The following is a 12865-nucleotide window of genomic DNA, read 5'->3' as shown; positions in this document are numbered from 1 at the left end:
GGCCGGACTCATGTCCGGCCGTTTTTCTTTTGGCACTCGCTTTTAGGAGCAACACATGATGATCAACCAGACAGCCGATAATGACGTTCTAGACCGGCTGAAAACAGCTCAGCAAAAGCCGCTCGGCGATCCGCGGTTCAGAGGCCTGCTCGGTCTCGAGAAGAGCACCTTCACCGAATCCGCCAGCGCGACCTCCGGCCTCACCTTTTACGATCTCGATCTCGGCGCGAAATTTCTCTATCCGGTGCTGACGCCGCTGCGCAACATGATCCCGCGTGTGTCGGGCAAGGGTGGCATACAGGCGGCCTGGCGCGCGATCACCGCGATCAATACGTCGGGTCTGCGCTTTGGCGTGTCGTCTGCCAATCGCGGCGGCGTGCTCGCGGTCGCAACGCAGGATTATACCGCGACCTATAAAGGCATCGGCATCGAAACCAGCGTCGATTTCGAGGCGCAATATGCCGGCCAGGGTTTTGACGATATCCGTGCGATTGGCGCCAAGACCGGGCTCGAAGCCTTGATGCTCGGCGAAGAAGCCATGATCCTCGGCGGGAATGGGTCTTCCGCGCTCGGCACGACGCCGACGCCGACGCTCAGCGATGTCGGAACCGGCGGCACGCTTTCAGCCAATACGGCCTATAGCGTGATCTGCGTCGCGCTGACGCATGATGGCATCATGAACGCGACTTTGACGGGCGGCATCCAGGGCCAGATCACGCGCAGCAATGCCGATGGATCGTCGGATACGTTCGGCGGCGGCGCCGCGAAGAAATCCAATAATGCGGCGATCACCACCGCCAATGACGGCAATGCCACGCATAGTCTCAAGGCGACGGTCGCGGCCGTAACGGGCGCTTTGGGCTATGCCTGGTTCTGGGGCGCGGCCGGCTCGGAAGTGCTGGGCGCGATCACGACGATCGATTCGCTCGTCATTACCGCGGCGGCGGCGGGAACGCAGACGGCGGCCTCGCTCGGCACGTCGGATAATTCGCAAAACGCGCTGGCCTTCGACGGCCTAATCTATCAGGCCGCGAAGTCCGGCTCCGGCGCTACTGTCTATACAATGGCGCCGGGAAGCGCCGGCGCGGGCACGCCGCTTACCTCGGACTCGGCCGGCGGCATCGTCGAGATCGATGCCGTCTTGAAAACCATGTGGGACACATATCGCCTGTCTCCAGACACGATCTGGGTCAGCTCGCAAGAGGCGCTGAACATCTCGAAAAAGATCATCGCGGGGTCGGCGACGGCGGCGCAGCGCTTCGTGTTCGAAACGGCGCAGGATCTTGTCGGCGGCGGCATCATGGTGCGCACCTATCTCAACCGCTTCTCGATGCAGGGCGGCAGTGTGCTCGACATCAAGGTGCATCCCAATATGCCGGCCGGCACTTTGCTGATGACGACGAGAATGCTGCCCTATCCTTTGGCCGGCGTCGGCAACGTCATGCAGATCCGCACGCGACAGGATTATTACCAGATCGAATGGCCGCTGCGGTCGCGCCGTTATGAATATGGCATCTATGCAGATGAAGTGCTGCAGAACTACTTCCCGCCGTCTCTCGCAATGATCACCAATATCGGCAACGGTTGAGGAGCTCGCGTCATGAAGCTTCGTGCTCCACCAGGTTGCGGCGCGGCCTCGCATGGCGGCGAGCGAATCGAGATCGACACCGAAGGCTGCGTCATTGTCGAAGATCCTGCCGCGCATGCGCTGCGCGCGCATGGCTTCCTACCGCTGAGCGAGGCTGAGGCGAGGTGCGACGCGCCTCCACGGCTTCCTCACACAGAGCTGTCGTCCGAAAAGCACGATTCGCCGGGCGACGAAATCGAAGGGCTCAATCGCCGCGGCCTCTTTGCCTTCTTGAAGGCGAAGGGTGTCGGCGTGACGCTCCCTGTCACCAATGACGAGCTGCGGGCGCTGGCGCGGCGTGCAAATGAAGGACCGCAATGACATGGCGTCTTCATTCGATCTCGTGACATTGGCCGATCTGAAGACCTGGCTCGGCGTCGAAGGGACACAAGATGACGATCTTCTGTCGCTTCTCGTTTCACAGGTCAGCCGCGCGATCCTGACCTTCCTCGATCGCCCGTCGATCCTGCCGACAACCTATACGGATATCATCGACGGCGGCAATGATACGTCGGTGATGCTGCGCTATTGGCCTGTCAATGCGATCGCCTCCTGCGTTGTCGACGGCGTGGCGATGCCGGCCGCGCCGCCGCTTGTCTCAGGCGCACCGGCGCAAAGAGGCTATATTCTGGATTCCGTCGATGCCACGCCGCCTGGCCGCATGCAACGTCTCTCGCTGCGTTACGGGCTTTTCAATCAAGGCCTGCAAAACGTCATCATCTCCTATTTTGCAGGCTATCAGGTAGCCAATGAGGCCGCGGCCATCCCCTCCGCGGCGCCTTTCACAATCGCGGCTCAGGCGCCTTACGGCGCTTTTGCGAGTGACGGCGGCGTGGCCTATGCCGACGGCTCTTTCCTCACGTCCGTCGCATCCAATCCGAGCGCCGGGCAATATGCCGTCTCAGCCGGGCTCTATACATTCGCCACGGGCGATGCGGGTGCCGCCGTCACTTTGACCTATGGTTATATCCCGCACGATCTCGCGCTTGCCGCCAAGGAATGGGCGGCGGAGCGCTACGTCTATCATGCCCGCATCGGGCAGGCATCGAAGTCCTTGGGCGGACAAGAGACGGTCAGCTTTATCGTAAAAGACATACCGGAGTTCGTCGCCTGCATCTTGCAACCCTATCGCCGGGTGGTGATGCCATGATCGATGTTGATGCCATAGAGCGGGTTCTTGCGGACCGCGTCGTGGATCTCGCGCAGCAATTGCAAGCCCGCGTCAAAGACAATCTATCCGGCGCGATTTTAAATCAGCGCTCTGGACGTTTGGCGGCGTCGCTCGTCTCGGGCACGAATGAGGATGGCACGGATGTCGAAGGCTTCGTGTCAAGCGAAGGCGTGCCCTATGCCGCCATTCAGGAATATGGCGGCAAGACCGCCGCGCATGACATTATCGCGGTCAAGGCGAAAGCCCTGGCTTTCGCGGGAGGCGGCGGCACGGTCTTCGCGAAAAGCGTGCATCATCCTGGCTCGCTCATCCCGGCGCATGGCTATCTCGCGCATGCGCTGGCCGACATGCAGGACGCGATCACGGCGGATTTGAAGCAATCCGTCCTCGACGCGCTGACGCAAACCTAAAATACCAGGAAAACGCCATGTCAGTGACCACGCGCGACGATGCTCTCGAAGCGCTCGCGAACCTTCTTGCGTCTTCTTACGATTGGACGACAGGGCCGCTGCGCCGCTTGAAACTTTGGACCGATGTGTCCATGGCCAACCGGCCCGCCTGTTTCATCTTCGAAGGCGGTTTCGAGACCTACTCCTGGAGCCAAGGCGCAATCGCCAAACGCGTCATCGAGCCCAAGGTCTTTATCTATCTCAATGCCAAAGACCCCAATGTGAACGGCGCATCGCTCTTGAACGAGGTGATGGATGCGCTTGACGCCGCCTTTGCTCTTTCGGGTGATGATCTGCTCACCGGACGCAAGACGCTCGGCGGTCTCGTCTCGCATTGCCGCATCGACGGCAAGCTCATGAAAGATCCGGGCGATCTTGATGGAGATGCCGTGATGATCGTGCCCGTCAAAATGATCCTGCCTTGATAGGCCTCTCGCATGAAGGAGATCTGAATCCATGTATACATTCGGTTCTGGCATATTGATCGGTACGCGCACCGATATTGCCGAGGCGACGCCCGTCAATTTCGGCCTCGTGCAGGAAGTGACAATCGAGGAAAGCGCAAGCGTCAAAGAGGTCTATGGCCAATATCAATATCCGCTTGTCGCTGCACGCGGCACGGTCAAAACCACAGGCAAGGCGAAGGTCGCTCGAATCTCCGGCCTCGCCTTCGCGAATCTTTTTTATGGCGTGACGCCGTCTTCGGGGCAGCTTGCGACCTCTTTCGCAGAAGCGGGCTCGGTCCCCGCGAGCTCGCCTTACACCGTCACGGTGGTGAATTCCGCGACCGCGGCCGATGATGATGGCGTCACCTATGCCGCGACCGGATTGCCGCTGACCAAGGTCGCGTCTTCGCCCGCTAGCGGGCAATATTCCGTCGCCGCCGGCGTCTATACATTTGCTTCGGCGGATGCGGGAAAGGCCGTGCTGATCAGCTACACTTATGGCGTGACCGGCAGCGGCCAGAAGCTCGCAATCACCAATCCGCTGCTCGGCACGACGCCGACATTCCAGGCGCTCTTCTATACGACCTTCCAAGGCCAAGCCGTTTCGTTGAAACTCAATAATTGCGTGTCGAGCAAATTGAGCTTTCAGACGAAACTCGAAGACTTCACCATGCCGGAATTCGATTTCTCGTGTTTTGCCGATTCCGCCGGCAATATCATGACCTGGTCCTTCGCGGAGGCTTCGTAATGCGTCCGCAACCGGAAGTGATCCATCTCGGTGCGCATGAATGGCGCATCCGCCCTCTCACTTTGGCTCAGGTCCAGGCGATCGAGCCGATCCTGATGGCAACGCAGGACAAGACAGGCAATGTAGCGGCGGCGATCGCCATCGTCTCGATCGCGCTGTCGCGGGATCATGCCTCGGCAGCCGAATCTTTGGCCGAGATCGAGGCGACGGCCACGGAGATCGCCGCGGCGATGACAAGCGTCCTGCGGCTCGGCGGCTTTATCGAAACGGGAGCCGGAGCATCGCACAGTTTGGGGGAAGCCTGAGCGGATGCGATTCTGCAAAAGGATCCATCCGCATAGATTTCGACTTTCTCTACGCCCGGCTGATGACCTCCTGCGGCTTCACGCCGGCCGATATCGACGACATGACCCTCTTCGACATTCAGGCGCTGTTTTCCTATTGGCGCGACTTTCCGCCGGCGCACGAAATCCTGAAGCTTGCCTACGGCATTGAGCGCAAACCCGCGTCAAAGCCATCGATCGGCGGTCACGACCCAAGCGGTATAGGCGGCCTGATTGCGCGCTTTCCAGATGGAAAAGTACATGCATCCTAAATTGAAAGCAGAATAAATCTCCATGGCTGATGACGTCACGATCCGGTTTACGGCCGATATTTCCGATCTGCAAAGCGGGATACAACAGGCGAATTCCGCTATTCAATCTGGCAGCACGACATTGCGCGGTGGCGCGGCGCAGGTCTCATCTGCGTTTGATTCGCTCGGTCAGGCCTTTTCAAACAGCCTGACGCAGCGGGCCAATGCGGCGCGCGCCTCGGGCGATGAAGTGCTCGCGATCGCGCGGGTCAATGCGCGCGAGCAATATGATATCGCTTTGAACGGCGTCAAAGAGCAAGAATCATCCGTTCGTGAACAGGCGCAGACGTCGCAGATCTCGCATGAGCAGGAGCTGACAAGCCTTCTCGCGCTCGAACAGCAACGCGAAGAGATCGAAACGCGCTATCTGACCGCGGTACGGGCGACTTACGAGCAAGGCACGAGCGCCTTTGCTGACGCGCAGCGCAAGATCGAAGAGCTCGAAAGCCAAAGCGCCTTGCGCCGCCAGCAGATCGAGACCAGCGTCAATCGCGAGATCTATAATGATTACCGCCGGACATTCGATCAAGTCGGGTCGAGCATCTCGAATTCGATCATGCAAATGATCCGGGGCCATCAGACGTTGCAGCAGGCCGTGCAGAATGTCGCTCTTTCGATCGTGCAGAGCTTCATTCAGGCGCGTATCCGGATGGTCGCCGATTGGCTCGCCGGACAGGCGACGAAAGTCGCAGCAACCCACGCAGCGGAAGCCGCAGAGACGGCCGCCACGACCGCGGGCGTCACCGCGCGCACGAGCGTTGAAGGCGCCGGCGCGGCCGCGGCCCAGACGGCCAATTTCAGCAGCATGATTTCGCAGATTCTAGCGTCGTCGAAAGAGGCTTTCGCGGGGATCTTCGGCTTCCTGTCGCCGCTCATGGGCCCGGCGGCCGCTGGACCGGCTGCGGCGGGAGAAGCCACTGTCGCAGCCATGGCAAGCTTCGATACGGGCGCATGGCAATTGCCCTCCGATATGATCGCGCAAGTCCATCAAGGTGAGATGATCGTGCCTGCCGCGCAAACGCCCTGGGCGCAATCACTGATGGCCAATGCGGTCGGCGGCGGCGGATCCTCCAGCGTGACCGTCAATCACGCCACGCATTTCAATATTTCGGCGCTGGACTCAGGCGATGTGAAACGCTGGATCAGAGGCAATGGCAAGGAGATCCTGCGCACGATCAACGAAGGCGTGCGTCTTGGCACGCATCTGGGCTTGAAGAAGCTGCAAGCCTGAATGTCGTTTATCAAAGGCATCAATCTTCTCCCGTCAACCGGAGAATTTACCTATGACACCGTCGCCTATCTCGGTCAGCGCGTTGGCTCCGCGGGCCTCCAGCCGATCAATCTCTACGCTTCCGCTGGCGGTGGCACGGTCACGGATTACGCGATCGCGCTCGATCAGCTTCAGGCGCAGTTTCCAGACTGCGAAACCGTGGCGCTCGTCGTCGCCTGGTTCGGTAATTCTCTCGATGTCTCCGCCTGTCAGATCTATCCGTCGACCACTTACATCGGGGGCTCATTTCAAAAGGCTGTAGGCGGCAGCGATCTTTGGCGCTGCTCGGGACTGACGCAGTTTTCGGCCGGCCTTAGTCCGATTCCGCAGAACGGCTCATCCTTCGTCTATGGCGGGACACCATCCGATCAATCGATCGTTCGTTGCATCCAGGACTTGAAGACGCGCGGGTTTCGCGTCGTCTTCTATCCATTCATCTTGATGACGGCCGCGGGATTTCCCTGGCGCGGCCGGATCACTTATACGGGCGCTGACGTTTCAAGCGGCGCCACGGCGGCGGTGAGTGCCTTCCTCGGATCGGCGACGCCAGCGCAATTTGCGCGCGATGCGACCAATCTCACCGTCGCCTATTCGGGCCCGACGACGGATTATTCCTTCCGCCGCATGATCTTGCATTATGCCAATCTTTGCGTTGTCGCGGGGGGCGTCGATCTTTTCCTGCTCGGCTCGGAGTTGCGCGGCCTCGAAGCGATCCGTGGGCCAGGCTGGACCAAGGCGGGCACGACAGGCGGCGACGGTAAGGTCATATGGGACTATCCCTTTGTCGCCGGGCTTATGCAGCTTTCCGACGATGTGCGGACGATCTTCGACAGTGCGGGCCTCGTCAAGGATCCGACCGGCCTTCACAACCTCATTTCCTATTCGGCCGATTGGTCGGATTGGATGGGCTTTCAGCATCCAGGCGAGAACGGGCAATGGCCGCATCTCGATCAGCTCTATGCGCATGACAATATCGACCTCATCTCGATCGACAATTATCTGCCGCTCTCCGATTGGACGACGGGCACAGGCGGGCTCGACGTGATCCATTGGAGCGATCCGGCGCCGGACGCGGCGGCTTGGCCGCCTTCCGCGAGCACGATGAACGCCCTGGGGCTTTCCGGTCAGCCGACGATCTATTCGAAGCCCTATCTCAAGGCCAACATCGAAGGCGGCGAAAAATTCAATTGGTTCTATGCCGACAGCGCCAATGATGGATTGGGCTTCGATCCCTATGGATCGGATTTGCGCGTTTCGCTGCCGGAAGGCGACAGGCTCGCGCAAAATCGTCAGCCATATTTCGCCAATCAGCAATTGTTGGCGAATAAGCAATTGCGCTGGTGGTGGAACAATCCGCATCAGGCGATCTATGACGCCGCCGACGGGCAGGGCTTCGCGCCGCATGGTCCACCGACCGAATGGATCGCGCAATCGAAGCCGATCACATTCGCGGAATATGGTTTTCCGTCCTGCGATCGCGGCCCAAACCAGCCGAATGTTTTCTTTGATCCGAAATCGAGCGAAAGCTTCACGCCTTATTGGTCGATTTGGGACCCGCAGGCGGGGGGCGGCTTCAGGCCGCGCCAGGATGAAGAGATCCAGCTTCTCGCTTTGCAGGCGATCTATGAATATTGGATCACGGACGGTCACAACGCCGTGTCCGCGACGGACGTGAAGATGATCGAGCCGGCATTCATGTCGGTTTGGAACTGGGACGCGCGGCCGTTTCCCGCCTTTCCGGTCCGCGGTGATGTCTGGGGCGATGCCGGCAATTGGCGCGCCGGACAATGGCTCGACGGAAAGGGGCCTTATCTCGTGCCGCCGGTGCCGGACGCCGTACCGGTGACAACGAGCTACTCGGTCTTTCCGGCTCTCGGCGGGCAGGGCTGGTCGATCCACTATCGGCCGGGCTTTGCCACGGGCGTGGCCGAGCATGTCTCCGGGCGGCAAAGCCGGACAGCCAAAATGTCCACGCCGCTCTATGAGATCGAACTCAGCTTCGACGTCTTGCGCGAGGATATCACGCAGGATTTGCAAGCGATCATCGCCTTCTTCGACGCGCAGCAGGGACGAAACGGTGCTTTTATTTTTGCCTCGCCTGTAGCCTCATGTTTTGCCGCGGGCGAGACATTTTTGTGCCGCTTCGAAAATGATCAGCAGGATCTCGAAGAATTCATGACCCGTTTGTTCACGCTGCAATCCGTGAAGCTCCGATCGGTCAAAACAGGTTAGCCGAGCTTCCTCTGCCAGACGTTTGCGCAAATCCTATCCGGCCGCGAGGCTGGTTGCGGGATCGCATCCGGCCCGACGGTTCTTCTCATCTATCTTGGACTTGCATCCCATGACGGCGCCGCCTTCCTTTCCTATTCTACCTGGCCAAAGCTGGTCGGTGCATAAGCGTCCGACCTTTTCGACGCGGGTCGTAAGCCATGTGTCCGGCCGCGAAGTCCGCAGCCCGCTCTATGCCGATACGCTCTATGAATTCGAGCTGACCTATGACGGATTGTCGTCAGGTGTATCGTATGCCGGCCTCACCGATCATTCCTTGCAGAGCCTCATGGGTTTCTATCTGCAATGCCAAGGCCAATATGGCACTTTTCTCTATAGCGACCCATCCGACAACGCGGTGACGGGCCAGGTCATCGGCGTCGGTGATGGTGCAACGGAAGGTTTTGCGTTTCGACGCACGCTTGGCGCTTTTACGGAGCCGGTCTCTTGGGTGGCCTCAGTCGCGCAGATCTATTTGAACGGAACCGGGCAAGCGAGCGGCTGGAGCCTGGTTCAACCGAACACGCTCACCTTCACCACGGCGCCAGGATCCGGCGTCGCGATCACGGCCGATTTTTCCTATGCCTTCGTCTGCCGCTTTATCGATGACCAGGAAGATTTCGAAAATTTCATGAATGGGCTTTGGAAGGTCAACGCATTGAAGTTTCGGAGCGTGAAACCATGAGAGCTGCTTCGACGGCGCTCGTCAATCTGCTCAACGCGACACGGGCGGCACGCGATGCGCAAGTGCTGATGGCGGATTGCTACACGTTCAGTTTGCGCACCGGCCTGATCCTGACCTACACCAATGCCGATGTGCCGATCCTGCTCAACGGTTATACCTATCTGAGTAATTCCGTTCTCGTCGATGGCCTCAGATTCAAATGTGCCGTCGGCCTCGACGTCGATCAGCAGCAGATCACGATCGGCGCCAGGCCGGTGGACACGATCGACGGCGTGCCGTTTTTGGAAGCGATTCGTAATGGCGTCTTCGATGGATGCGAGATACAGCGCGAGAAAGCCTTCCTGACGAGCTGGACCGCGGCGCCCGTCGGCAGCGTGATCCTGTTCAAGGGACGTGTCGGGACGATCGACTCGGTCGGACGCACGACGGCGCAAATCACCGTCAATTCCGACCTCGTCTTGCTCGACCTCAATATGCCGCGCAATCTCTATTCGCCGCAATGCGTGCATGTTCTTTATGATTCGGGCTGCAGGCTTGTGAAGAACGCGTTCGGATCGAATGGAACGGTCGGCTCTAGCTCCACAGCGATAGAGATCAATTGGGGATCGTCCGCTTCCGTCTTTGCGCAGGGCACGATTTTATTTTCGTCCGGCGTCAATGCCGGCGTCTCGGCCAATATCAAATCGGCTTCGCCGGGCGCGCTTGTGCTGAGTTCGGCCTTGCCCAATGTGCCCGCAACCGGCGACGCCTTCACAGCCTTTCAAGGCTGCGATCACACATTGTCGACCTGCCGGTCGCAATTCAATAATCTCGGCAATTTTCGCGGCTTTCCTTTCGTGCCGCCGCCGACCGCGGCCTATTGAGTTCAGCTTTCATGAACCAAGAGCAAGAACAGCGCGGCGCCGTCATCGCCGAGGCGCGACGATGGATCGGCACGCCCTATCATCACGCGGCCGACGTGCGCGGCGCGGGCATCGATTGCGGCATGCTGATCGTGCGTGTCTTCGTCGATACCGGGCTTTGCGCGTCCTTCGACCCGCGGCCCTATACGCCGGATTGGCATTTGCACAGAAGCGAAGAGCGCTATCTCGGCTTTGTCTTCGATCGGTGCTGCGAGGTCGAAGACCCGCAAGCAGGCGACATTGTCGTGTTTCGCTACGGCCGCTGTTACAGCCACGGAGGGATCATCACGCTCCCGCGGCCTTTGACCTTCGTTCATGCCTATCTTCCCGCACGCTGCGTTGTCGAAGAGGCTTTGGCGCAAAATCTCGACCTTTCGTCGCCAAAACGCAAATTGAAGTTCTTCTCTTATTGGCGGGTATCGCATCCATGAGCGGGTCGCATTCGAGCCCGGCACCAACGGTCCAGCCGAGCTACACAGGTCTTCAGATCCAGACCTCCAGCAATGCGCTGCCGGTTCCGATCGCCTACGGACAGAATGTTCTCGCTCCGAATATCGTCTGGGAAGCCGATTTCACTTCGATCCCGCAATATACGTCTACGCCGAGCAGCGGTAAGGGCGGTGGCGGCTCGAGCCTGCAGATGAATGGCTATCTTTATGTGATCGCCATCATCATGGGTCTCTGTGAAGGGCCGATCAGCGCGATCGGGACGATCTGGAAGGGCCAGAGCAGCTATTCGCTATCGACGGTCAACCCGCCGATTAACTCGATCGCAGCCGCTTTGTCGAACGCGGCCGTCAAGGACGCGTCCATGTCCTTGTTCAGCGGCACGGTGCCGCAAAGCATCTGGGGCTATTTATCGAGTAAGCACGCGGACCAAGCCATCGCTTACCCCGGTCTCGCCTATCTCGCGGCACCCAATTACAACTTAGGGTCCAGCGGCTCGCTCGATATCACCAATGTCGAGATTTTCGGCGTCTTAAGCGGATCGACCGGCGTTTCCGGCCTGAGCGATGGCGACCCGGCGCAGATCATCCAGGACTTTCTGACCAATGCGCAATATGGAGTCGGATTTCCATCGGCCGGCATTGATGCGACAACATTGTTCAGCGGCGCAGCCAGCTATCAGGCCTATTGCCGGACCACCGGCATAGCGCTCTCACCAATGCTGACAAATCAGGAAGCGGCGAACAGCATTTTGGCACGCTGGCTCCAGCTCACGAACACGGCGGCGATCTGGTCGGGAGGCAAGCTCAAATTCATTCCCTATGGCGATGCGGCGGCCACTGGCAATGGCGCGACCTTCACGCCGGATCTGACCCCAGTCTACAATCTGACCGATGATGATTTCATCTATACGGATGGCGACGATCCCGTGCAGGTCGCGCGGACCGATCCCTATGCTGCCTATAACATGCAGCCGATCGAGATCCTTGACCGCTCGAATGCCTATGCCGCGACGCCGCTTACAGCCTTCGATCAAAATGCGATCGATCTTTATGGGCTGCGCATTGCCTCGACGGTGACGGCGCATGAAATTTGCGATGCCAATGTGGCGATGACATCGGCCCAGCTCATCCTGCAGCGTGGGCTTTATATTCGCAACACATATGCGTTCAAGCTCTCTTGGGAATATTGCCTGCTCGAGCCGATGGATCTTGTCACGATCACCGACGCGGGCCTTGGGCTTTACGACAGTGCGGTGCGCATCATCGAAATCGACGAGGATGAAAACGGGCTTCTTGCCGTAACGGCGGAAGAGTTTCCCGCCGGTACCGCGACGGCCGCCACCTATCCTGTCCAAACCTCCGGAGGGAACAGCGTCAATCGCAATATGGCGCCTGCTTCCGTCAATCCGCCTTTGATTATGGAACCGCCGGCGGCATTGACGGCGAATGGCGAAGCGGAAGTGTGGATCGGTCTGTCCGGTGGAACGTCCGGCGTCGCCGATCCCAATTGGGGCGGCGCGGTCATTTGGATCTCGAAAGACAATACGACCTATACGGCCATTGGAACGGTCGCGGCTCCGGCGCGGCAAGGCGTTCTCGCGGCGCCGCTTGCATCGTCGTCTGGTCAGACTTCCAATGCGGCGCCGTTCGGTACGATCGATATGGTCGATGCGCTCGCCGTGAATATGGCAGAGAGCAACGGCGTTTTGAATTCGGCCACGACAAGCGACGCGGAAAACGGTGTCACGCTTTGCGTCATCGATCAGGAACTCCTGACCTATACGACGGCGGCGCTCACCGGACCGAACACCTATGCGCTGACGGGTCTTGCCCGCGGCATCTATGGATCGTCGCCGGCCTCTCATGCGAGCGGCGCGGTCTTTACGCGTCTCGACAATGCGATCTTCAAATATGCTCTGCCGATTCTCTATATCGGAACAAGCTTTTTTCTGAAGTTTCAGAGCTTCAATGTCTTCGGCAATGCCGTGCAATCGCTCGCCGATTGCACGGCCTATGATTTCAAGCCGGTCGGGTCGAGCCTGCTTGGCCCTGTCGCGCAAGCGCTCGCGGTCGGCACCAATGTCGATTGTGGCCTGGCGAGCGGAACGCCGGCCGAATATGACGACTTCGGCTTCGCCTCCGATCCATTTCCGAATTTCATCGATCTCGGACTTGCATCATCATGAGCACTTTCAGCAAAAGTGGATACCGGTTTT

The 12865-nt window shown here is 59.3% G+C and carries 14 protein-coding genes; all 14 read left to right on the top strand.

Translation table 11 applies throughout. From position 1 onward, the window contains the following. Nucleotides 1-55: 55 nt before the first annotated feature. The 14 genes from A3OQ_RS0119170 (at nucleotide 56) to A3OQ_RS0119100 (ending at nucleotide 12835) form a co-directional block, all read left to right on the top strand. Nucleotides 56-1588, top strand: a complete 1533-nt coding sequence (locus tag A3OQ_RS0119170) for a hypothetical protein (RefSeq protein ID WP_020177061.1) — start codon at nucleotides 56-58, stop codon at nucleotides 1586-1588. A gap of 12 nt (nucleotides 1589-1600) precedes the next feature. Further along, nucleotides 1601-1948 (top strand): hypothetical protein, encoded by a 348-nt coding sequence (locus A3OQ_RS0119165; RefSeq protein ID WP_020177060.1) that lies wholly within the window; start codon nucleotides 1601-1603, stop codon nucleotides 1946-1948. Further along, the gene (locus A3OQ_RS0119160) at nucleotides 1932-2777 is read left to right on the top strand and encodes a phage head-tail connector protein (protein ID WP_244427193.1); all 846 of its coding nucleotides are present in this window, start codon (nucleotides 1932-1934) and stop codon (nucleotides 2775-2777) included. The genes A3OQ_RS0119165 and A3OQ_RS0119160 overlap by 17 nt, the downstream gene beginning before the upstream one ends. After that, a complete protein-coding gene (locus A3OQ_RS23065; protein ID WP_020177058.1) occupies nucleotides 2774-3208 on the top strand; it encodes a hypothetical protein in 435 nt (144 codons plus the stop codon). The genes A3OQ_RS0119160 and A3OQ_RS23065 overlap by 4 nt, the downstream gene beginning before the upstream one ends. A gap of 17 nt (nucleotides 3209-3225) precedes the next feature. Then, nucleotides 3226-3672, top strand: coding sequence for a hypothetical protein (locus tag A3OQ_RS0119145; protein WP_020177057.1), 447 nt, complete (start codon nucleotides 3226-3228; stop codon nucleotides 3670-3672). Between the two features lie 31 nt (nucleotides 3673-3703). Then, nucleotides 3704-4441, top strand: a complete 738-nt coding sequence (locus tag A3OQ_RS0119140) for a hypothetical protein (protein WP_020177056.1) — start codon at nucleotides 3704-3706, stop codon at nucleotides 4439-4441. After that, complete coding sequence (locus A3OQ_RS0119135) at nucleotides 4441-4746, top strand: hypothetical protein (RefSeq protein WP_020177055.1); 306 nt, start codon at nucleotides 4441-4443, stop codon at nucleotides 4744-4746. The genes A3OQ_RS0119140 and A3OQ_RS0119135 overlap by 1 nt, the downstream gene beginning before the upstream one ends. 62 nt (nucleotides 4747-4808) lie before the next feature. Then, entirely contained in the window at nucleotides 4809-5036 is a 228-nt protein-coding gene (locus A3OQ_RS0119130) for a hypothetical protein (RefSeq protein ID WP_020177054.1), read from the top strand. A gap of 22 nt (nucleotides 5037-5058) precedes the next feature. Then, complete coding sequence (locus A3OQ_RS0119125) at nucleotides 5059-6306, top strand: hypothetical protein (protein WP_020177053.1); 1248 nt, start codon at nucleotides 5059-5061, stop codon at nucleotides 6304-6306. Next, a complete protein-coding gene (locus tag A3OQ_RS0119120) occupies nucleotides 6307-8577 on the top strand; it encodes a baseplate megatron protein TIM-barrel domain-containing protein (protein WP_020177052.1) in 2271 nt (756 codons plus the stop codon). Between the two features lie 109 nt (nucleotides 8578-8686). Next, the gene (locus A3OQ_RS0119115) at nucleotides 8687-9298 is read left to right on the top strand and encodes a DUF2460 domain-containing protein (RefSeq protein WP_152428532.1); all 612 of its coding nucleotides are present in this window, start codon (nucleotides 8687-8689) and stop codon (nucleotides 9296-9298) included. Then, the gene (locus A3OQ_RS0119110; protein WP_020177050.1) at nucleotides 9295-10161 is read left to right on the top strand and encodes a DUF2163 domain-containing protein; all 867 of its coding nucleotides are present in this window, start codon (nucleotides 9295-9297) and stop codon (nucleotides 10159-10161) included. The genes A3OQ_RS0119115 and A3OQ_RS0119110 overlap by 4 nt, the downstream gene beginning before the upstream one ends. Before the next feature lie 11 nt (nucleotides 10162-10172). Then, on the top strand, nucleotides 10173-10631 hold the full coding sequence (locus A3OQ_RS0119105) for a C40 family peptidase (RefSeq protein WP_020177049.1): 459 nt from the start codon (nucleotides 10173-10175) through the stop codon (nucleotides 10629-10631). Continuing rightward, a complete protein-coding gene (locus A3OQ_RS0119100; protein ID WP_020177048.1) occupies nucleotides 10628-12835 on the top strand; it encodes a phage tail protein in 2208 nt (735 codons plus the stop codon). Before A3OQ_RS0119105 ends, A3OQ_RS0119100 begins: the two co-directional genes overlap by 4 nt. The last annotated feature ends 30 nt before the right edge of the window (nucleotides 12836-12865 follow it).

It is taken from the genome of Methyloferula stellata AR4 (assembly GCF_000385335.1).
Taxonomy (GTDB): Bacteria; Pseudomonadota; Alphaproteobacteria; order Rhizobiales; family Beijerinckiaceae; genus Methyloferula; species Methyloferula stellata.
Note: the sequence above shows the minus strand (reverse complement) of the source record. Positions and strands in the feature narration are given on the sequence as shown.

Bases quoted from the DNA above. Each gene is read 5' to 3' on its own strand.
- A3OQ_RS0119145 (WP_020177057.1), top strand. From the start codon at position 3,226: ATGTCAGTGACCACGCGCGACGATGCTCTCGAAGCGCTCGCGAACCTT.
- A3OQ_RS0119170 (WP_020177061.1), top strand. From the start codon at position 56: ATGATGATCAACCAGACAGCCGATAATGACGTTCTAGACCGGCTGAAA.
- A3OQ_RS0119135 (WP_020177055.1), top strand. From the start codon at position 4,441: ATGCGTCCGCAACCGGAAGTGATCCATCTCGGTGCGCATGAATGGCGC.
- A3OQ_RS0119140 (WP_020177056.1), top strand. From the start codon at position 3,704: ATGTATACATTCGGTTCTGGCATATTGATCGGTACGCGCACCGATATT.
- A3OQ_RS0119160 (WP_244427193.1), top strand. From the start codon at position 1,932: ATGAAGGACCGCAATGACATGGCGTCTTCATTCGATCTCGTGACATTG.
- A3OQ_RS0119120 (WP_020177052.1), top strand. From the start codon at position 6,307: ATGTCGTTTATCAAAGGCATCAATCTTCTCCCGTCAACCGGAGAATTT.
- A3OQ_RS0119130 (WP_020177054.1), top strand. From the start codon at position 4,809: ATGACCTCCTGCGGCTTCACGCCGGCCGATATCGACGACATGACCCTC.
- A3OQ_RS0119105 (WP_020177049.1), top strand. From the start codon at position 10,173: ATGAACCAAGAGCAAGAACAGCGCGGCGCCGTCATCGCCGAGGCGCGA.
- A3OQ_RS0119115 (WP_152428532.1), top strand. From the start codon at position 8,687: ATGACGGCGCCGCCTTCCTTTCCTATTCTACCTGGCCAAAGCTGGTCG.
- A3OQ_RS0119165 (WP_020177060.1), top strand. From the start codon at position 1,601: ATGAAGCTTCGTGCTCCACCAGGTTGCGGCGCGGCCTCGCATGGCGGC.
- A3OQ_RS0119110 (WP_020177050.1), top strand. From the start codon at position 9,295: ATGAGAGCTGCTTCGACGGCGCTCGTCAATCTGCTCAACGCGACACGG.
- A3OQ_RS0119125 (WP_020177053.1), top strand. From the start codon at position 5,059: ATGGCTGATGACGTCACGATCCGGTTTACGGCCGATATTTCCGATCTG.
- A3OQ_RS23065 (WP_020177058.1), top strand. From the start codon at position 2,774: ATGATCGATGTTGATGCCATAGAGCGGGTTCTTGCGGACCGCGTCGTG.
- A3OQ_RS0119100 (WP_020177048.1), top strand. From the start codon at position 10,628: ATGAGCGGGTCGCATTCGAGCCCGGCACCAACGGTCCAGCCGAGCTAC.